The sequence below is a fragment of the Bacillus sp. FSL K6-1218 genome (assembly GCF_038006445.1).
Taxonomy (GTDB): Bacteria; Bacillota; Bacilli; order Bacillales; family Bacillaceae_G; genus Bacillus_A; species Bacillus_A thuringiensis_S.
On record NZ_JBBOVE010000001.1, the window covers coordinates 556,143 to 575,863 of the forward strand.

A 19,721-nucleotide genomic window follows, 5' to 3' on the forward strand; every position below is an offset into this window, starting at 1 on the left:
AGAAGGTGAGATTTAAATGAATCTAGTAAAAAAAGGTGCTGCTCTATTAATGGTAGCAACAATGGCATTATCTAGTGTCGCTTGTTCAAATAGTAAAACAGAGGGAAAACCTGAAGCACAGGCAAAAGTAGCACCAGTTGAAAAAAATGGTGATAAAACAGTAATTCGCTTCTGGCATGCGATGGGTGGAAAAACACAAGGAGTACTAGAGGGTCTTGTTGCAGACTATAATAAGTCGCAAAATAAATACGAGATAAAGGCAGAGTTCCAAGGGACATATGAAGAGTCTTTAACGAAATTTAGAACGATGTCTGCAACGAAAGAAGCGCCAGCTCTTGTTCAATCGAGTGAAATTACAACGAAATATATGATTGATAGCAAAAAAATCACACCAATTGATAGCTGGATAAAAAAAGATAAGTACGATACGTCAAAATTAGAAAAAGCAATTACAAATTATTATTCAGTTGATGGAAAAATGTATTCTATGCCATTTAATTCATCTACACCAGTATTAATTTATAATAAAGATGCTTTCGCAAAGGCGGGCTTAGATCCAGAGAAAGCTCCAAAAACATATGCGGAATTACAAGAAGCAGCGAAAAAGTTAACGATTAAAGAAGGCGGAAATGTAAAACAATATGGATTCTCCATGCTTAACTATGGTTGGTTCTTTGAAGAGTTGTTAGCGACACAAGGTGCTTTATATGTAAATAACGAAAACGGCCGTAAAGATGCTGCAAAGAAGGCGGTATTTAACGGTAAAGAAGGACAGAAAGTATTTGGAATGTTAGATGATTTAAATAAAGCTGGCGCACTTGGAAAGTATGGAGCAAGTTGGGATGATATTCGTGCTGCGTTCCAGTCTGGACAAGTTGCTATGTATTTAGATTCTTCAGCAGGTGTTCGTGATTTAATTGATGCATCTAAGTTTAATGTAGGTGTTTCATATATTCCATATCCAGAGGATTCGAAACAAAATGGTGTTGTCATTGGAGGCGCATCATTATGGATGACGAATATGGTTTCAGAAGAAACGCAACAAGGTGCTTGGGACTTTATGAAATATTTAACGAAGCCAGACGTACAAGCGAAATGGCATACGGCAACAGGCTATTTCTCAATTAATCCAGATGCATATAATGAGCCGTTAGTAAAAGAGCAATATGAAAAATATCCACAGTTGAAAGTAACAGTAGATCAACTGCAAGCGACGAAGCAATCTCCAGCAACACAAGGTGCTTTAATTAGTGTATTCCCAGAATCACGAGATGCAGTTGTAAAAGCATTGGAAGCAATGTATGACGGAAAGAATAGTAAAGAGGCGTTAGATGAAGCTGCCAAAGCAACAGATAGAGCAATTAGCATTTCAGCTCGTACGAGTCAAAAATAAGAGAAAGCCGTATCCTTAAAAGGGATACGGCTTTCTTTATAGGGAGATAAGGGATCAAAGAAATGATGAAGTCTTATCTCTTTTATATGAGTAAAGGGTCTAGAGTGAATGTTGTCCTTTTCATTATTTATTCAACTCCATTGCGACTTGTTTACCATTTACGAAAACCTCTACTATCGCTACTACAACTTCCATTACTTTTTTCATCTCTCATCTCTCCTTGTTTTTTGTTTCATTTCTTACTCTCAGTATAAGGAGATACAGTAATTACAACTATCGAATTGGATGACAAGAGACTTACATTGTTGTAAGGATAATAGTTTAGTTTGTAATAAAGTGAAACTTTAATCAATGGGGCTTTACTTCATCCCCCAATGATTATTAGCCCTCACCAATCGGGCTTTTACGGGCAGTAAGACCCCCACCTAACTTCTTTGCTTCCGCTGAATTTTGAGGTGGGGGTCTTACTGCCCGTTAATGCGAGATAAATTTAATTCAAGGTTAAGATTCGGAATTTTCCGTTGTTTTGAACTATAATTAGAAAGAGGGGGGATAATATGAAAAGAATTCTTGTTATTAGTGATATTCATGGAGAAATAGAAAAGTTCGAACAGTTGTTGAAAGAAGCTCAATATGATGCGAAACAGGATCAATTAATCTTACTGGGAGATTATGTAGATCGTGGTCCAAATGCGCGTGCTGTAATTGAAAAGGTAAAAGAATTGAAAGAAGAGGGAGCTCTCATTTTAAAAGGAAATCATGAAGATATGATGATTAAGGCGTTAACGACAAATGAGGAACGTTCATGGAACCATTGGGTAAAAAGAAATGGTGGAGATAAGACATTATATAGTTATGGATTTCTAGAAGAAGATATTGTGGTTAATGAGAAAGACTTCCAAAAACCGATTTTACAATCTTCTGTATTAGAGGAACATATAAAGTTTATTCAAGAATTAGATCATTACATTGAAACAGAAGAGTATATATTTGTACATGCTGGGGTTGAGCCGATGAAACGAGTTTCTGAATCTGAACCATATACGTTAATGTGGATCCGTAATGAATTTCATAATGGATATAGCGGTGAAAAGGTTGTTGTATTTGGGCATACGGAAACAAAAACGCTTCATAGTAGTGAGGATTGCGGAGTGTATTTTGGTAGTAATCGTATTATTGGAATTGATGGCGGGGCTGTGTATGGTGGTCAGCTAAATTGTTTGGAGTTGCCAAGTAAAAAGGTATATGTAATAAAAAATTGAAAGAGATAAGAGGAATCTTATTTCTTTCAATTTTTTATTAAGGTAAATTTAAGACAAAGTTTTTATAATAAAATTTCAAAATTTTAGAAGGAAATAGTTGAAAATGAAATTACGTAATATAACAACATTCTTTTGTTATGAAGAGAAGAAATGTAATAATAAATAGAATTGAACTATTTGATGGAAGGTGAGAGCATGCGCTTACTTGTAGTAGAAGATAATACTTCGTTATTAGAGTCTATCGTACAAATTTTGCGTGATGAATTTGAAGTAGATACGGCAATAAATGGAGAAGATGGATTGTTTTTAGCGCTTCAAAATATATATGATGCAATTTTGTTGGATGTGATGATGCCAGGGATGGACGGATTTGAAGTGATTCAAAAAATACGTGATGAAAAGATTGAAACACCAGTCCTGTTTTTGACAGCGAGAGATTCTTTAGAAGATCGGGTGAAGGGATTGGACTTTGGTGGAGATGACTATATCGTTAAGCCATTTCAGGCCCCTGAATTAAAAGCGAGAATTCGCGCTTTACTACGCAGAAGTGGTAGTTTAACAACGCAGCAAACCATTCGCTATAAAGGGATTGAATTGTTCGGAAAAGATAAAGACGTTCAAGTAGATGGACAAGGTATTAAGTTGACATTGAAACAATATGAGCTACTAGAGTATCTCATTCAAAATAGCGGGAAGATTTTAATGCGTGAACAAATTTTTGATCGTGTTTGGGGATTTGATTCAGATACGACAGTAGCAATTGTAGAAGTGTATGTGCATCATTTACGTAAAAAATTAGAGCCATTCGGTTATCAGAAAGATATTCAAACCGTTCGAGGTATTGGATATATATTAAAAGAACAATGAAAAAAGGAAGTATGTTTCAAAAGACACGCATTCGTTTGACTATAGTGAATTCATTAGTATTTATCCTATTAATAGGGATATTAGGCAGTATTATTTATTCATACACATATAAGCGTATTTATAATGAAGTGGATCAATCTATAAAAATGATGGCTCAGTATAGAGAAAAATTAGATGTCAAAATACCACCAAGAAAACGCATGGAGAATATCCAGATTGGAGATCCGCGAGTAACTAGAATAACTTGGAATGGGAAAATAGTGAAAATAGAGGGCGATAACCGTAAATTCCGTTCTATTTTTGAAGAGAATTTGGAAAAGTTTTCTCCAAAAAAATTAGGGGAGTTACAAGATATTGAAGTACAAGGACGATATTTTAGAGTATTTTCGCTTCAAAAAGATGGAGAAATAGTTCAAATCGTGCGAGATATAACAGCGGAAGAAGGAATGTTAAATACTTTATTTTTAATTCTAGTTATAGGTTGTAGCATAGGAAGCCTCTGTGCGATAGGTATTGGCTTTTTCCTAGCTGGTAGAGCACTTGTACCTATTCAAAATTCATGGGAGAAACAGCAGCAATTCGTTTCTGATGCATCACATGAACTAAGGACACCACTTGCAGTTATTCAATCAAAAACGGATGTGTTATTCCAATCACCATCCGCTACGATAGAAGAAAAAGCGATGGATATTTCTACAATTTCAAAAGAATGTAGGCGGTTATCGAAACTCGTTAGTAATTTATTATTGCTAGCACGTTCTGATTCTAATCAAATTGAGATGGATAAGAAAACATTTGAACTTGATAAATTGTTAGAAGAAATAGTAGCTCCATATAAAGAGATTGCTTCTTATCAAGAAAAAGAAATGATACTAAAAGTAGAACGTGGTGTATCTTTTATGGGGGATAGAGAGCGGATTCATCAAATGATGGTCATACTGTTAGATAATGCGATGAAATATACAAACGAAGGTGGGCATATTCAAATCGATTGTACGCAAACGAGTAGTTCAATTCGTATACAGGTGAAGGATGACGGGATAGGAGTGAAAGAAGAAGATATTCCGAAATTATTTGATCGTTTTTATCAAGGGGATAAAGCAAGAAGTACGTCAGAAGGAGCTGGATTAGGTCTTTCAATCGCCAATTGGATTGTAGAAAAGCATTATGGAAAAATATCAGTAGAGAGCAGATGGGGAAATGGCACTTGTTTTGAAGTGATTTTCCCTAAAAATCAAAAAATATAAGTAAGAAGACGATCTTGTTTTTACAAGGTCGTCTTTTTTTTTAAGGGAAAGTTAAGAAACTATTTATATTATGTATGGCATAAAGAACGTTCGTTACATGAAGAAGAGACTAGGTGTATGTGAGTCGATTTTATCAATCATAATGTTATCTCAAGCAGTGATGAGATGTATGTATAGTATTAAAAAAACTAGGGGAATGATGGAAAAGAAAGTATAAGAGGGAGGAATTAATTTTGAAAAAGAAAATGATGACGGTATTCACTATTGGAGTAATGAGTTTAAGCATATTAGGGGGTGCCTCTCCTTCTGAAACACAAAGAGGAAAGACAGATTACACGCAGCGCAGTAAAGAACAATTGAACAATGGTAAGATACATGCAGTGCATACAGAAGAAAAAGCAGAGAAACTAGGTATCGAAACGGAAGGAAAAGAACAAATTACATTAGAAAAAGAAATTCATGAAACAGAAGTAGGAAGGGAAGCAGAGCAGTTAGGTATTTCGATTGAAGGAAAAGATGTTGGGACGCTGTCAGAAGAAATCTATGAAACAAAAGTAAAGCAAGAAGCGTTAAAGCTAGGCATATCTATAGAGAATACATCAATTGTAGATTTAATTACTCAAATTAATGCGATTAAAATTAAAGATGAAGCAGATAAATTAGGCATTTCTACAGATGGAAAAGAAATCGAAGACATCGCGGAAGAAATCTACGGAACGAAAGTAAGAGAAGAAGCAGGAAAGTTAGACATTTCTCAAAAAGGAAAAGAAATTGAAGAGTTAGCACAAGAAGTGTACGAACAAAAAGTACAGGAAGAAGCAAAAAAATATCATATTGATTTGTATGGGAAAGATATATATCAAGTATTAAGAGAAATTAATGAACAAAAGGTGCTACAAATGGCAGATGAGCTTAATATGGATAAAATGAATATGAATATTCAAGAGTTAGCGGAAAAGATAAAAAAAGAGCAGCCTGAAAAAGGAAAAGAACTAAATTTTGTACCGATGATACGAACGGATGCTGACGCATTTTATTCTTATTTAACGAATTAATAAGGGCGTGAAAGCGATAAGAAAATTGAAGTGGTATATATGTACAGCTTTACTAGGTGCAGCAATATGGAGTGTATATACAAATGGAATTCCAAAGTATGTAGAGAAGTTAACATTCTCAAATATACAAAGAGGAAAAGAAACGGAGTTTAGTAATAACGATGAAAAAGTCATCTTATCAAATGTTCCCTTAATTCAGCAGTTACCAGAATTGGATAGAGGCTGTGAAGTGACAAGCTTAGCGATGATGTTACAATACGCTGGTGTTTCAGTGGATAAGATGACATTAGCAAATGAAATAAAAAAAGTTGATTTTATAGACGATGGTGTGCGCGGGAATCCGAATGAAGGATTTGTAGGTAATATTTATACATTTTCTGAATCAGGATATGGTGTATATCATGGGCCACTTTTTCAGTTAGCGGAAAAATATTTACCTAATAAAGCTGTAGACTTAACTGGGAAGAATATAGAAGAGATTTATAAGAGTATAAAAGCAGGGAAACCGGTAGTCATGATTACGAATGCAACATTTGCACCATTAGATGAAGATGAATTTACTACATGGGAAACAAATAGTGGAGATGTTTCTATTACGTATAATGAACATTGTATTGTACTTATTGGGTATGATCAGGAATCTGTATATATTCGAGATCCACTTGAGGATAGCTTAGATGTAAAAGTATCGAGAGAAAGCTTTGAACAGGCATGGGTGCAAATGGGGAGTCAGGCAATTAGTTATGTAAAGAGCTCCAAATAAATTAGGATGAAGAGTTTTAGTAATATGACTATAAGGCGAAGGATAGAGATTGAGGATTATAAGAGAAATTTTGTAGAGTAGAAGCTGTTGAGAAATAAGAGAACTTTAGCATATATAATGCTAAAGTTCTCTTATTTTTATGATTAAAATCCTTATTAAGGAGTGAATATGCAAAAATGCATAATTGACGAAAAATTTACATGTTATCATTATATATTGTTTTATATATGTTAATTGTATAAAATGACACAAGTATCCGCATTACATAAAGGAGGCTTATTATGCAAAAAATATTTAACTGGGTTAAATGTATGAGTATCAATAAAAAATTAATCATTTCATTTTTTATTATTTTAACTATACCAGGAATTATTATCGGTGGTGTTTCATATCAAACTGCCAAAACAAATTTTGAACATCAAATGACAGATAAAGCAAAGGAGAATATTTCGATTTTAAATACTGTTATTTCTCAAAATATAGAAGAGAAATTTGTTGATGCGACGTACTTTGCAGACATCTTAACAGAGGATACATATCCAAATGGACAAGAAGAAATAGTGAGAACGAAATTAGCACAATATATAAAGCTTCATCCAGAAGTAGAAGGTATTTATATTGGAACAGAGACGGGAAAGTTTATAAGAGAACCATTTATCCAAATGGCTGATGGGTATAATCCAACAGATAGAGCTTGGTATAAAGAAGCACATGAAAATAAAGGGAAAGTAATTGTTACTGCGCCATATCAGTCAGCATCTACAAAAAATATGGTAGTGACAATTGCGAAAGAAGTAAAAGATGGTAAAGGTGTTATAGGAATTAATTTAAACTTAGATAACATCTTAAAAATTTCCAAAATGATTAACATTGGTGAAAAAGGTTATGCAGTTATTTTAGATCAAAATAAGCAAATTGTTAGTCATCCATCTAGAAAACCAGGTGCAAAAGTTACTGATCCTTGGATTAAACCAATTTATGAAGATAAACAAGGAAATGTGTCTTATACAGAACAAGATGATAAAAAGAATTTAATCTTTGCAACAAATGAGAAAACAGGCTGGAAAGTAGTTGGCGTTATGTTCGATGAAGAAATTACCCAAGCTGCCAGTCCAGTGTTTTATAAGACTTTAATTGTTATTGCTATCGCTATTGCATTTGGTAGTGTATTAATTTATTTCATTACAAAGTCTATTACAGGGCCATTACGAAAAATAGCTGAATCGGCATATAAAATTAGTAAGGGAGATTTAACAGAGAAAATTACAATCCATTCCAAGGATGACATAGGAAAATTAGGGAATTCATTTAATGAAATGTCTACGTCTTTACAAGATGTTATTACCCAAATTAGCTTTTCAGCAGAACATGTTGCAGCATCGGCAGAAGAGTTAACAGCGAGCGTACAGCAAGCAAATGATGCGACAGACCAAATTACAATTGCAATGGAACAAGTATCAGGTGGGGCTGAATCACAAAGTCAAGGTGTTGAAGAAGGTGCGGCTACATTGCAACAAGTAAATACAGCAATTCAAGATGTAACTGGAAGCGCAGAGTCAATTTCTATTTCCTCATTACATGCGAGAGAAAGAGCTGAAGAGGGAGAAGATTTAGTTGAACAAACTGCAAAACAAATGCAGTCTATTTCTAGGTCGGTATCCGAGTCAGATGCTATTATTAAACTTCTTGATGAGAAATCAAAGCAAGTAGGAGCTATTTCTGAAGCAATTCAAAACATAGCTACTCAAACGAACTTATTAGCTTTAAATGCGGCTATTGAAGCAGCAAGAGCAGGTGAACAGGGACGAGGATTTGCTATTGTAGCAGATGAGGTTAGAAAATTAGCAGAGCAATCAGGAGAGTCATCTGGAGAGATTGCAAATTTAATTGCAGAAATTAAGGCGGATATTGAACATACTGTTAAGGCAATGGATAATGTGAATGGAGAAGTTCAACAAGGCCTTGATGTTGTAACAAAAACGAAAGTAAGTTTTACGGAAATTTTAAGTTCTACTACACATATTGTTTCTCAAGTTAATCAAATGGTAGAAACAACGAAGAGAATTGCTGGAGATGCAAATGAAGTGACAAATGCTATTGATGAAATTGCAGCGGCTGCAGAAGAAAATACAGCTAGTATGCAAAGTGTTGCAGCTTCAACAGAAGAACAGGTTAATTCAATGGAGGAAATTAGTTCAGCTTCGCAAAACTTAGCTGGGATGGCCGAAGAACTACAAGCGATGACTAGTAAATTTAAAGTATAATAACAGCAGATAAGTAAGGTGAAAATAATATCACCTTACTTATTTTTCTATTCAGCAATTAGGGGAGTCATTAACGGGATGAAAAAAAGAAAAAGACTATGGAATTTGTGGAAAACGATTACATTGTTAGTTTGTACAGTTGTAATTTTTTCTTTACTTGTGACAGATATATTAATTAGTCATAATGTAGAACGGGCGACGGAGGATAGCCAAGCAGAGAAAGCAAAAACAATTGCACACATTGTGGCGAATGATTCAATTGTAATCAATGGTTTGGTTGGGAAAGCGGATACCCCTGCAATCCAAACGTATACAAATAGGATATTAAAAAACACAGGTGTTCAATTTATCGTAGTTATGGACATGGATGGAATAAGAAAATCTCATCCAGATCCTCAAAAAATAGGTCGTCATTTCATTGGTGGGGATGAAGGGCCTGCATTGAAAGGAAAAGAACATGTATCGTTAGCAGAAGGAACTTTAGGTATTTCCATGCGAGTGTTTGTACCAATATTTTCTGAAACAGGTGAACAACTTGGAGCAGTGGCCGTTGGTATTTCAGCAGATAATGTAAAAGAGAGAGTTAAGGAAAGTAGACATATCATTTATATTGGTGTCGGAGTTGGAGTATTAGTCGGAATTATAGGAGCAATATTGCTAGCTAGACATATAAAGAAAAGTTTATTCGGTCTTGAGCCGCACAGGATAGCAAAAATTCTTGAAGAAAGAAATACGATGCTACAATCTGTAAAGGAGGGGATCATTGCTGTAGATAAAGAGGCTAGAGTAACGCTAATTAATAATGAAGCAAAACGTCTATTTAAAAAAAGCGGACTTGAAGAAAATTTTATCGGTAAAGATGTTGAGTTGTATATGCCAAATTCACGTATAAAAGAAGTATTGCAAACGGGAGAAGTACAATTAAACGAAGAACAAAATATTTATGGAATTACGATTGTGACGAATCGAGTTCCTTTATATGTAAAAGGAGAAATAGTTGGTGCAATTGCAACATTTCGTGATAAAACAGAGATTAGAAAACTAGCAGAGGAACTAACTGGTATTAGACTATATGCAGAAGCATTACGGGCACAATCTCATGAGTTTATGAATAAGATGCATGTCGTATTAGGGCTTACACATATGAAACAGTATGAAGAATTACAGAAGTATATAAGCGGTATGGTATCAGAGCATCAATATGAAATTGGTGGAGTTATGAAAAGAATAAAAAGTCCAGTATTTGCTGGTTTTTTACTAGGTAAGCTCAGCTATGCTAGAGAGAAAAATATAAAATTAATTATAAGTGAAGATTCTTACATGCCGGAAATAGATGATGAAAGTATTACTCATGAACTTATTACGATTGTCGGAAATTTAATTGATAATGCATTAGAAGCAGTGACGAATTGTGAAAAGAAGCAAGTTGAAGTTGAGATACAACATGGGGATATATTAACTATTACAGTACAAGATACGGGAAAAGGTATACAAGAAAAAGAAATAGAGGAATTATTTACGAAAGGTTATTCCACAAAGGGAGATAACCGCGGTTATGGTTTGTATCTTGTAAAAGAAAGTATACAGCGAATAAATGGGGAAATTCATATGCATTCATTAGTAGGAAAGGGAACAACGATAACAATTGAAATACCTAAAGGTAGGGATGAGAGGCAAATATGATTAAAGTTTTAATTGTAGAAGATGACCCGATGGTAGCAATGTTAAATACGCATTATTTAGAGCAAGTAGGAGGGTTTGAACTTGTTCAAGCAGTTAACTCAGTAAAGTCGGCGATAGAAGTATTAGAGAAATCACGAGTGGATTTAGTATTACTTGATATTTTTATGCCTGAAGAGACTGGGTTTGAGCTTTTAATGTATATCCGGAACCAAGAAAAAGAAATCGATATAATGATGATTTCAGCTGTACATGATATGGGGAGTATTAAAAAAGCATTACAATATGGAGTTGTAGATTATTTAATTAAACCATTTACATTTGAACGATTTAAAGAGGCATTAACGATATATCGAGAAAAATTTACTTTCATGAAAGAACAACAAAAAATTAGTCAATCGGAATTAGATTCGTTAATTTTACAAAAAGAAAAAAGAGAGCCTACTGTCACTAAAGAGCTTCCGAAAGGGTTAACGAAGCAAACGTTGCAATTAATTTGGCAGAAGATCGAGTCGCTGAATGGAAGAGTGTTTACAACAGATGAAATGGCACAATTAGTTGGAATTTCAAGAGTTTCTATTCGAAAATATGTAATGTTTTTGACTGACATTGGGGTGTTAGAAAACGAAATGATGTACCAACATGTGGGAAGACCTGTAAGTAAATTAAGATGTGTTGATCAAAAGAAAATAGAGTTTTACGTATAAGCGACTTAGTATAAGTCGCTTATACTTTTTTTAATTACAAAATCAATTACAAAACTTACAAAAACTATTTTTACTATTGAAAGCGTTTTAATATTGTTATTAAGAAAACGAGGGGGTGCCATATGGGAATTCAAAAAAATGTGGAAGCGGTATCATTTCCTGAAGGAAATGAAGTACAAAGAGAATCTTTCGCTTCTAAAATTATGAATGTAAAAATCGGTGTTATACCTTTACCGTTATATGTAGTATTGGCTGCTATTATTTATGGGGCATCTGTATATAATAAATTGCCAGCAGATATGATTGGTGGATTTGCAGTTATTATGATCATGGGGATTTTCTTAGGTGATATTGGGATGAGAATTCCAATTTTTAAAAATATCGGCGGTCCAGCAATACTTTCGTTATTTATTCCATCATTACTTGTATTTTTTAACTGGATGAATCCAGCTTCAATGGAAGCTGCGACAATGTTAATGAAAAAATCGAACTTTTTATATCTATATATTTCTTGTTTAGTAGTCGGAAGTATTTTAGGAATGAACCGTAAAGTGTTAGTACAAGGTTTCGTTCGTATGTTTATTCCTTTAGTAGTAGGGACGTTAGCTTCTGTAGCAGTAGGATTATTGGTCGGTTCACTATTTGGATTTGAAATGAAGCAGACATTCTTCTTTATCATCGTACCAATTGTGAGTGGTGGTATCGGGGAAGGAATTTTACCATTGTCGCTAGCTTATAGTGACATTTTAAATGAATCATCAGCAACGTTTGTATCACAGCTTATTCCAGCAGCTATTATTGGAAATATGTTCGCAATCGTGAGTGCAGGGTATATGAAGCGTTTAGGTGAGAAGAAACCAGAGCTTAGTGGTAACGGTGTATTAGTGAAAACAGACAATCAAGCAGAATTATTAAAAGAACAAAATACAGAGAAGCCAATTGACTTCTCATTAATGGGAGCAGGTTTATTAATTGCGTGCACGTTCTTCATCTTCGGAGGATTTGCTTCTAAGTTCATCGGTATTCCTGGGGCAATCATTATGATTTTCTCAGCGGCACTTGTGAAATACTTTAAATTAATGCCAGCGAAAATGGAGCAAGGAGCATTCCATTTATATAAATTTATTTCAAAAAATTTAACTTGGCCTTTAATGGTTGGATTAGGATTGCTATATATTCCGTTAAAAGACGTAGCAGCAGTTCTTTCAGTAGGATATGTTGTTGTGTGTGCATCGGTTGTTCTTACAATGGTAGCATCAGGTTTTCTTGTAGGGAAAGTGATGAAAATGTATCCAGTTGAATCAGCGATTGTAACTGGATGTCATAGCGGTTTAGGTGGAACTGGAGATGTCGCTATTTTATCGGCTTCAAATCGTATGGAATTAATGCCGTTCGCGCAAATTTCTACTCGTTTAGGCGGGGCAGCAATGGTTGTAACAGCGACAATTTTATTAAAAATGTTTTCATGATCAAACAAGCTAGCTATATTCATATAGCTAGCTTGTCAAATTAAGGGGAGATTATAAGTATGTTAGATAATCAAATTAATGAAAGATCATTGTTACTGCATAAAGAATTAGTAGGGAAAATTGAAATTACAAGTAAAGTAGAAGTAAATTCAGCGGATGATTTAAGCCTGACATATACACCAGGTGTAGCGGAGTCTTGCAAAGCAATTGCGGCGGATGAAGAAACAGTGTATGACTATACGGCACGCGGTAATATGGTGGCAGTTGTCTCAGATGGAACAGCGGTACTTGGTTTAGGGAATATTGGACCGAAAGCAGCTATGCCTGTTATGGAAGGGAAGAGTATTTTATTTAAGAAATTTGCGAATGTAGATGCTTTCCCATTATGTTTAGGCACAACGGATGTAGATGAAATCGTTACTCTTGTAAAAAATTTAGAGCCTACATTTGCAGGGATTAATTTAGAAGATATTGCAGCACCACGTTGTTTTGAAATTGAAAAACGATTAAAAGAAGAAACGAATATTCCTGTATTCCATGATGATCAACATGGAACAGCTATTGTCGTTTTAGCAGCTGTTATTAATGCATTAAAAGTTGTTAGCAAACAAATGGATAATGTGAAAATCGTTATTAACGGTGCGGGTTCGGCAGGAATTGCAATCGGAAAATTATTATTAAAGGCTGGTGCAAAGCACATTACGTTAGTTAGCTTAGAAGGTATTGTTTGTGAAGGTGAAACATGGATGAATGAAGCGCAAATTGAAGTTTCAAAAAAGACAAATCGTGAACATGTGCGTGGAACGTTAAAAGAAGCGATTCACCAAGCTGATATTTTTATTGGCGTATCTGCTCCTAACGTATTAACGAAAGAACTTGTACAGACGATGAATGAGAAAGCAATTGTGTTTGCAATGGCGAATCCAATTCCAGAAATCTTCCCTGAGGATGCATTAGAGGCTGGGGCAGCTGTAGTAGGAACTGGGCGCTCGGATTATGCGAATCAAGTAAATAATGTATTGGCGTTTCCCGGAATATTCCGCGGTGCGTTAGATGTGCGCGCGACTGATATTACAGAAGAGATGAAATTAGCGGCAGCATATGGGATCGCTAACATCATTACGGACGAAGAACGTAATGCGAATTATGTAATCCCGAATCCATTAGATAAAAGAGTTGTTCCAAGTGTTGCAGAAGCAGTAGCGAAAGCAGCTATTGATTCAGGCGTGGCGCAAATTACGAAAATACCAAATTATTAATAGCTAAAAGCGGTGCCTAAAAAGGCACTGCTTTTTTGAGATAAGAAATCAAAATAATGAAGAAGTGTAGAATTATTTATGTTTCTTCACTATTTATTTAATTCCATTGCAACTTGTTTACCATTTACTAAAACCTCAGTTACTGCTACGATCACTTCTATCATTTGTTTCATCTCTCATCTCTCCTCGTTTCATTTCTTACTTTAAGTATAAGAGAAGAGAGATAATTCAACTATCGAAGTACATGACGTAGAAATTACATTGTTGTAAGAAAGTGGTTTATTTTTGTCACTTTACTCAGCAGTGATTACAAACTGATCATAATATTTTTCATTTATATATATATTTAATAACCATAATCCAGATGAAGGTAGTGACATAGTGAGAGGGAGTTCGTTTGTAGTAGAATCGATTGTATTTGAAGTAGTCCAAGTTTGTTTGGAAGTTTCTTGTTGAAAGAGTACTGGTGTTGGAGTTACAGATCCTTGCTTTAGCGCAATAATAGACAATTTTCCAGTTGGCCTTTCAGGATCTAAAAAGTGCCACATTATTTCATTTTGTTCATTTGCGATAATAGGACTATCAGCCATTGCGATTTTACCTTCGATGCCTTTTAAAGGCATTTTTCCTTCTACGAAAGAAGGTGTTTCTTCCCAATTTACATCTTTTAAAACACTAAGGTGAAAGAAGGAAGGTGCGTTCACTTGAGTGGATGACGTTGCTATTACGTCTTTTTTTTGTTCTTTTGAATCCGGTTGCGTTTGTGTGCATCCAGTGATGAGGAAGGAGAGAAGTAGCATAGTTCCGATTTTTTTCATGGTGCCACACTCCTAGTTTTTATTGTTAGTGTAATTGTATTTGCTAGAAGGCGGGACAATTCCTTTAAAGTATAAAAAGAGGTCGTAAGTTTTGTACGACCTCTTTTGACATTTTTTATCCCGTAAAAGCCCGATTGGTGTAGGTTAATCATCAGTGGGAGATAGCCCCACTAATTAAAGTTTCATTTTATATTTGTTCCGTTGTATAGGTTGGTTCGGTTTCTTTTTGAGGCATCGTCAAAAAAATAACGGACAGAACGATACATACGCCGCCTAATAATTGGTATACTCCAAAAGCTTCATTTAGCCAAGTAATTGAAACGATGGTAGCTACAAGGGGTTCAATGCTAGATAAAATGCTTGTTTCTGTTGCTGCTAAATATTTAAGACTACCGATATATAGAAGGAAAGAAAGGGTACCACTAATAATGATAAGAATAAGCATAGAAAAAGTTTTTAGTGTAAGGGTTTGTGAAAATTGATTCCACCCGAATGAACGATTATAAATAAGTAGTGCAATTCCTCCGATTAACATCCCCCAACCAATTACTACAGTTGTCCCGCATTCTTTAATGAGAGAAGCCGGATGAAGGGTATAAAATGCAAATCCGATTGCTGTTAATAGTCCAAAAATAATAGCTTCTTTAGATAAAACAATATTTTCAATTGAGCCATTTGTAATAATAAAGTATGTTCCTATTAGCGCGGCTATAATTGCGAATAGTTGCATGGAAGCAGGGAATTTTCTTTGTTCAAATGCAACGTACACGGTAATAAGAACAGGACCTAGAAATTGAAATAGCGTTGCAGTGACCGCGTTACTAATATGAACCGTTTCGATAAAGGCGTATTGCGCACCAAGCATGCCGAGAATAGAGAAAATAATAAGTTGTATAGAATATCTAGGGTGTTTCCAAATTTGAAATATGTTTTGTTTCTTTATAAGTAAGAAAGACAAAATAAATATTCCTGCAAGCAACAATCGAATTGTTAAAAAATCAATTGAGGATACATTAGTATGCTGAAATAGCCACTGAATCATTGGACCAGATAATCCCCATAATGTAGCCCCTGTAATAATCATAATAAGTCCGATACGTCTACCATTGTTCATTATCATGTTTCTCCTCTCCAGTATTTGATTTTTTATGTGTGACATGATAAAAGGAATTATATATAACTTCTGGTACTGTAAAAAGTATCAGATTTTAGTTTTATTAAGGGGTCAGATATTATGTTAGAATTAACGCCTAATTTAAATATGAATAGTAAAAAGGCAATATATGTGCAATTGTATGAGTATATAAAAAAAGAGATTAAAGATGGATCGATTCCGGCTTTTACAAAATTACCTGCTAAAAGAAAGCTGGCGAGCTATTTACAAGTGAGTAAAAATACAGTAGAAGCAGCTTACGAGCAATTACTTGCAGAAGGTTATATTGAATCGGCATCGAGAAAAGGTTATTTTGTATGTAAAATTGAACAAATGATTTATGTAGAAGGAAGAGAAGTGAAAGTAGAAGAAGTATCGTTTCGGGAGGAGAACTATAAATTTGATTTCACCCAAACAGGGGTTGATACGGATACTTTTCCGTTCACTACGTACCGCAAGCTTATAAATGATGTATGGCAGCCACATAATAATGAGTTGCTTTTTCTTGGACACCCTCAAGGAGAATTGAGCTTAAGGGAGGAAATAGCGAGCTATTTGTATGAATCTAGAGGAGTGCGTTGCTCAGCTAGTCAAATTGTATTAGGAGCGGGGACACAAATATTAGTGAAACTACTTTTTCAATTGTTAAAGGAAAGCAATTATGCAGTTGAAAATCCAGGGTATCATAGGAAAATGGTCGTTTTTGAACAGGGAGAAACAAGGGTCCAAATGTTACCTTTAGATAGAGATGGAATTTGTGTTGCAGATTTAGAAAATAGCAATGCGAATGTTGTATTTGTTACACCTTCCCATCAGTTTCCATATGGAATGATTATGCCTATTACGAGAAGAATGCAGCTTTTACAATGGGCAAAGAAAGAAGAGGGCAGGTATATTATTGAAGATGATTATGATAGTGAATTTCGCTATTCTGGAAAGCCTATACCGGCGCTGCAAGGGTTAGATACAGAGGGGAAAGTTATTTATATGGGGACGTTATCTAAAGCATTATTACCATCGTTACGGATGAGCTATATGGTGTTGCCGAAGAAATTAATTAAAAAATATCAACAGCAATATTTATTTTATACACAAAGTATTTCAAGAATGGACCAAGAAGTGATTAGAAGATTTTTAAATGAAGGCTATTGGGAAAAACATATTCATAAAATGCGTGTCGTCTACCGAAAGAAGAGAGATCGACTTGTTTTTGAAATAGAGAAGTATTTCTCTAATCGTGTTGAAGTGATAGGAGAAGATTCGGGATTACACATTTTATTAAAAGTGCATAATGGAATGCGGGAAGAAGAATTAATTCAAGAAGCTGCGAAATATAGTATCAAAATATATCCTGTGTCTACGTACTATAAAGACGGTACGGCGCCTGAGAGTGTAGTTTTACTTGGGTTTGCGATATTATCAGAGGAAGAGATTGCGAAAGCGATTCAATTATTACACAAGGCATGGTTTACAAGAAAGTAAAAAACATCCTCCAAACATGAGGATGTTTTTTATTATTTATTTTCATCTAAGAATAAGACCATATGCTCTTCGTCCCAATATTGTCCGTTATATTTTAATGAACGTTCTTGTACACCGAATGTTTTAAAACCTAATGATTCATAAAGTTTTTTCGCTCCATCGTTGCCAACAACAACATCAAGCATAACTTGTTCTACTTCTAAAGATTTAGCAAGCTCAAGACATTCTTTAATAAGTGCTTTTCCTGCTCCAAGTCCGCGTGCTTTTGGAGATACATATACAGAACCGATTTTAGCTTTATGTTCTTGTTTTACATATGGTTTCGTTTCCAGTGTTGCAACCCCGATTAATTTTCCATCTTTAAATGCACCTAGCGTATAGTTTTCATCTTGTGCTAATTTTTGTGCTTTATATTCAATCGCACACTCTTTATTAATAATATCTTCATAAGAAGAGCTGAATGCTTCAGGGTTTTGCTTTAATCCTTCTACGCGAAGTTCTAAGTAAATTTCTGCTTCGTCTTTTGTTAATACATGGATATCCAATTATATCACCCTCCAAATCTTTGCAAATGTACCTTTACCCCGCATTAACGGGCAGTAAGACTCCAACTTTAAAATTCGGCGAATGCGCGGAATTTAGGCGGGAGATAACTGCCCGTAAATGCCCGATTGGTTCAACTAATAATCCATGGAGTGAACCTTTCCATGGATTAAAGTTTCACTTTATTTTATATTGAAATAAGAATAATTTCAAAAGCTTAGCTTATATGAGCTGTTTTTATGAACAAAATAACACCAGTAGTGTTTACTACTACTGGTGTTTTCACACGCATATTATTCAAAAGGTAGCTCGATTATAAAGTTTGTTCCCGCTCCTAATTGGCTTGTTACTAGAATAGAACCGTTATGCAATTCTACAATTTCCTTTGCAACAGCTAGCCCGATACCTTTTCCGCCTGTAGCTCGTGTTCTAGATTTATCGACACGATAAAAACGGTCAAATATATGCGGGATATCTTCTTCAGGAATACCTTCACCTTCATCTTGTACACTTATTGTAAAAGAATCTGTTTTTGTAAGTACACGTATCGTAATGGCTGTGTTTTCTGGCGAATGTTGATAAGCGTTGTGTAATAAATTTAACATAACTTGTTCCATACGTCTTTCGTCTATACAAACTTCTAAATCATCTTTGCAATATACATGAAGTTGCATTTGCTTATTTGTTAATGTTGTTTTTGTTTTTTCTACCATTCGTTCTAAAAATGGCTGAAGAAGCACTTTTTGTTTTTTTATAACAAATTGGTGTTGTTCTAATTGTACAAGCATAAATAAATCTTGGACGAGATCGGTTACACTATCCGTTTCATCCTCAATGATTTGTAAGTATTCTTCTCGCTCCTCTTTTGTTAAAGAGTCTCTCTTTGCTACCTTTGCATAACCTTTCATATAGGTCAATGGAGTTAATAGTTCATGAGCGACACTAGCGAGAAATTCATTGCGCTCTTTTTTCATATACGTAAGTTCACTTGATAAATCTTCAATTGTTTTTGCTAAACTTCCGAGTTCATCATTCCGTTTAATACCTAATTGAATTGGCTTATTTAATTTTGACATTTTTTCTGTCGCTCTCTTCATTTTTACAAGTGGTTCTGTAATAACGCGTGAAAAAACAAAGACAGAAATTGTTGTTAAAATAATTGTTAAAACGCTAATGATAAGAAATTGGTTCATGAGTTTAAGTAACATATTTTCTAGGAAAGATGTTTTTAATAGCATATATAGCTTTCCTTGAAACTTTGTTGTGTTAAGTGGGCTTACTGTTGTGATGAACTTTGATTTTTTCCAGTTCCTTTCAACGACCAATCCGCCGTCTGGGACAGTTTCTGTTTTACAAGTAAGTTGTTTTTGCATATCTTTTGTTACGGGTTCTGAGGTGGAAATAATTTTGCCGTTATGGTCAGTAATAATGATAGCTATATCGGAGTTAGAAATTGATTCCGATTCAACTAAGTGTGCAGCCTCATTTGTAATATCGAACTCAGGATACACAGGGCGTTTAGGATTTTTATTATGTTCAGCGTGTTTCATTTCTTTATAATATTCATCCCGTCTCTCGCGGCTTTTAATTTTTTTACTATAGCGATTACCTTTCTCTAAAAGAGCATCTGTTTCCTCTACAATACGCATTTTTGAAAGGCTTTTATAAAAAGATACGAAAGCAATTGTTTCAATACATAAAGCTAATATTAAAAAGTATGTCCCAATTTTAAGGGAAAGTTTACTCATTTTTTCACCAT

The 19,721-nt window shown here is 34.7% G+C and carries 16 protein-coding genes and 1 pseudogene; 13 read left to right on the top strand and 4 right to left on the bottom strand.

The features are described from left to right. Positions 1-16 precede the first annotated feature (16 nt). The 12 genes and pseudogenes from MHI26_RS02880 (at position 17) to MHI26_RS02930 (ending at position 13,966) form a co-directional block, all read left to right on the top strand. Entirely contained in the window at positions 17-1,393 is a 1,377-nt protein-coding gene (locus MHI26_RS02880; RefSeq protein ID WP_001055010.1) for an ABC transporter substrate-binding protein, read from the top strand. Between the two features lie 557 nt (positions 1,394-1,950). Beyond that, positions 1,951-2,655, top strand: coding sequence for a metallophosphoesterase family protein (locus MHI26_RS02885; RefSeq protein ID WP_000821983.1), 705 nt, complete (start codon positions 1,951-1,953; stop codon positions 2,653-2,655). Between the two features lie 195 nt (positions 2,656-2,850). Continuing rightward, positions 2,851-3,522 carry a response regulator transcription factor gene (locus MHI26_RS02890; protein ID WP_002162940.1) on the top strand — a complete coding sequence of 224 codons (672 nt, stop codon included), beginning with the start codon at positions 2,851-2,853 and terminating at the stop codon, positions 3,520-3,522. After that, a complete protein-coding gene (locus tag MHI26_RS02895) occupies positions 3,519-4,769 on the top strand; it encodes a sensor histidine kinase (protein WP_000715831.1) in 1,251 nt (416 codons plus the stop codon). The genes MHI26_RS02890 and MHI26_RS02895 overlap by 4 nt, the downstream gene beginning before the upstream one ends. Before the next feature lie 233 nt (positions 4,770-5,002). Continuing rightward, entirely contained in the window at positions 5,003-5,824 is an 822-nt protein-coding gene (locus MHI26_RS02900) for a hypothetical protein (RefSeq protein ID WP_061666980.1), read from the top strand. 7 nt (positions 5,825-5,831) lie between these two features. After that, the gene (locus MHI26_RS02905) at positions 5,832-6,587 is read left to right on the top strand and encodes a C39 family peptidase (protein WP_003306260.1); all 756 of its coding nucleotides are present in this window, start codon (positions 5,832-5,834) and stop codon (positions 6,585-6,587) included. Between the two features lie 422 nt (positions 6,588-7,009). After that, positions 7,010-7,912: pseudogene (locus MHI26_RS31545) on the top strand (cache domain-containing protein); the annotation flags it as partial. A gap of 120 nt (positions 7,913-8,032) precedes the next feature. Beyond that, positions 8,033-8,851 (top strand): methyl-accepting chemotaxis protein, encoded by an 819-nt coding sequence (locus tag MHI26_RS31550; RefSeq protein WP_434166820.1) that lies wholly within the window; start codon positions 8,033-8,035, stop codon positions 8,849-8,851. 78 nt (positions 8,852-8,929) lie between these two features. Further along, on the top strand, positions 8,930-10,534 hold the full coding sequence (locus tag MHI26_RS02915; RefSeq protein WP_000746399.1) for a sensor histidine kinase: 1,605 nt from the start codon (positions 8,930-8,932) through the stop codon (positions 10,532-10,534). Beyond that, a complete protein-coding gene (locus tag MHI26_RS02920) occupies positions 10,531-11,238 on the top strand; it encodes a response regulator (protein WP_000598689.1) in 708 nt (235 codons plus the stop codon). Before MHI26_RS02915 ends, MHI26_RS02920 begins: the two co-directional genes overlap by 4 nt. Positions 11,239-11,360: 122 nt before the next feature. Continuing rightward, the gene (locus MHI26_RS02925) at positions 11,361-12,707 is read left to right on the top strand and encodes a 2-hydroxycarboxylate transporter family protein (protein ID WP_061666978.1); all 1,347 of its coding nucleotides are present in this window, start codon (positions 11,361-11,363) and stop codon (positions 12,705-12,707) included. Between the two features lie 59 nt (positions 12,708-12,766). After that, complete coding sequence (locus tag MHI26_RS02930; protein ID WP_000886555.1) at positions 12,767-13,966, top strand: NAD(P)-dependent malic enzyme; 1,200 nt, start codon at positions 12,767-12,769, stop codon at positions 13,964-13,966. 293 nt (positions 13,967-14,259) lie between these two features. On the opposite strand, the gene MHI26_RS02935 is transcribed toward MHI26_RS02930, so the two are convergent. Together MHI26_RS02935 and MHI26_RS02940 are read right to left on the bottom strand one after the other, a co-directional pair. Beyond that, positions 14,260-14,784, bottom strand: a complete 525-nt coding sequence (locus MHI26_RS02935) for a DUF4871 domain-containing protein (RefSeq protein ID WP_061666977.1) — start codon at positions 14,782-14,784, stop codon at positions 14,260-14,262. A gap of 187 nt (positions 14,785-14,971) precedes the next feature. Beyond that, entirely contained in the window at positions 14,972-15,898 is a 927-nt protein-coding gene (locus MHI26_RS02940) for a DMT family transporter (RefSeq protein ID WP_001059058.1), read from the bottom strand. Between the two features lie 120 nt (positions 15,899-16,018). Here MHI26_RS02940 and pdxR point away from each other — a divergent pair, with 120 nt between their 5' ends. Continuing rightward, positions 16,019-17,419 (top strand): MocR-like pyridoxine biosynthesis transcription factor PdxR, encoded by a 1,401-nt coding sequence (gene pdxR, locus MHI26_RS02945; RefSeq protein ID WP_061666976.1) that lies wholly within the window; start codon positions 16,019-16,021, stop codon positions 17,417-17,419. 32 nt (positions 17,420-17,451) lie between these two features. On the opposite strand, the gene MHI26_RS02950 is transcribed toward pdxR, so the two are convergent. Together MHI26_RS02950 and MHI26_RS02955 are read right to left on the bottom strand one after the other, a co-directional pair. After that, on the bottom strand, positions 17,452-17,964 hold the full coding sequence (locus MHI26_RS02950; protein ID WP_000351212.1) for a GNAT family N-acetyltransferase: 513 nt from the start codon (positions 17,962-17,964) through the stop codon (positions 17,452-17,454). Positions 17,965-18,255: 291 nt separating this feature from the next. Continuing rightward, positions 18,256-19,710 carry a HAMP domain-containing sensor histidine kinase gene (locus MHI26_RS02955; protein WP_000041023.1) on the bottom strand — a complete coding sequence of 485 codons (1,455 nt, stop codon included), beginning with the start codon at positions 19,708-19,710 and terminating at the stop codon, positions 18,256-18,258. Positions 19,711-19,721 lie beyond the last annotated feature (11 nt).

Excerpts from the sequence above, each read along its gene's own strand:
- MHI26_RS02940 (WP_001059058.1), bottom strand. The coding sequence starts at position 15,898 with ATGAACAATGGTAGACGTATCGGACTTATTATGATTATTACAGGGGCT.
- MHI26_RS02890 (WP_002162940.1), top strand. The coding sequence starts at position 2,851 with ATGCGCTTACTTGTAGTAGAAGATAATACTTCGTTATTAGAGTCTATC.
- MHI26_RS31550 (WP_434166820.1), top strand. The coding sequence starts at position 8,033 with ATGGAACAAGTATCAGGTGGGGCTGAATCACAAAGTCAAGGTGTTGAA.
- MHI26_RS02935 (WP_061666977.1), bottom strand. The coding sequence starts at position 14,784 with ATGAAAAAAATCGGAACTATGCTACTTCTCTCCTTCCTCATCACTGGA.
- MHI26_RS02925 (WP_061666978.1), top strand. The coding sequence starts at position 11,361 with ATGGGAATTCAAAAAAATGTGGAAGCGGTATCATTTCCTGAAGGAAAT.
- MHI26_RS02920 (WP_000598689.1), top strand. The coding sequence starts at position 10,531 with ATGATTAAAGTTTTAATTGTAGAAGATGACCCGATGGTAGCAATGTTA.
- MHI26_RS02885 (WP_000821983.1), top strand. The coding sequence starts at position 1,951 with ATGAAAAGAATTCTTGTTATTAGTGATATTCATGGAGAAATAGAAAAG.
- pdxR (WP_061666976.1), top strand. The coding sequence starts at position 16,019 with ATGTTAGAATTAACGCCTAATTTAAATATGAATAGTAAAAAGGCAATA.
- MHI26_RS02915 (WP_000746399.1), top strand. The coding sequence starts at position 8,930 with ATGAAAAAAAGAAAAAGACTATGGAATTTGTGGAAAACGATTACATTG.
- MHI26_RS02955 (WP_000041023.1), bottom strand. The coding sequence starts at position 19,710 with ATGAGTAAACTTTCCCTTAAAATTGGGACATACTTTTTAATATTAGCT.
- MHI26_RS02895 (WP_000715831.1), top strand. The coding sequence starts at position 3,519 with ATGAAAAAAGGAAGTATGTTTCAAAAGACACGCATTCGTTTGACTATA.
- MHI26_RS02930 (WP_000886555.1), top strand. The coding sequence starts at position 12,767 with ATGTTAGATAATCAAATTAATGAAAGATCATTGTTACTGCATAAAGAA.
- MHI26_RS02880 (WP_001055010.1), top strand. The coding sequence starts at position 17 with ATGAATCTAGTAAAAAAAGGTGCTGCTCTATTAATGGTAGCAACAATG.